Raw genomic sequence first — 621 nt, 5'->3', positions numbered from 1 at the left:
GTCTACGGCATGGACATGAACACGGACCGCCTCGGCGACCTCGTCGACCACCCGCGCATGCACTTCTTCGAAGGTGACATCACCATCAACAAGGAGTGGATCGAATACAACATCCGCAAGTGCGACGTGGTGCTGCCGCTGGTCGCCATCGCCACGCCGGCCACCTACGTGCGCCAGCCGCTGCGCGTGTTCGAGCTGGATTTCGAGGCCAACCTGCCGATCGTGCGCGCCGCGGTCAAGTACGGCAAGCACCTGGTGTTCCCGTCGACCTCCGAGGTCTACGGCATGTGCAGCGATGACGAGTTCGACCCGGAAGCCTCGCCGCTGGTCTATGGCCCGATCAACAAGCCGCGCTGGATCTATGCCTGCTCCAAGCAGCTGATGGACCGCGTCATCCACGCCTACGGCATGGAGCAAGGGCTCAACTACACGCTGTTCCGCCCCTTCAACTGGATTGGCGCGGGCCTGGACTCGATCTTCGAATCGAAGGAAGGTTCGTCGCGCGTGGTGACGCAGTTCCTCGGCCATATCGTGCGCGGCGAGCCGATCAAGCTGGTCGATGGCGGCGCGCAGAAGCGCGCCTTCGCCGATATCTCGGACGGCATCAGCGCGCTGATGCGC

The 621-nt window shown here is 63.6% G+C and carries 1 protein-coding gene; it reads left to right on the top strand.

What is annotated here, in order from left to right; all coding sequences use genetic code 11:
• Positions 1–621 (top strand): bifunctional UDP-4-keto-pentose/UDP-xylose synthase (locus J8I34_RS34275; protein ID WP_209808617.1); only part of this gene is annotated, 621 nt, incomplete at both ends.

It is taken from the genome of Cupriavidus phytohabitans, from assembly GCF_017815025.1.
Lineage (GTDB): Bacteria > Pseudomonadota > Gammaproteobacteria > Burkholderiales > Burkholderiaceae > Cupriavidus.
Note: the sequence above shows the minus strand (reverse complement) of the source record. Positions and strands in the feature narration are given on the sequence as shown.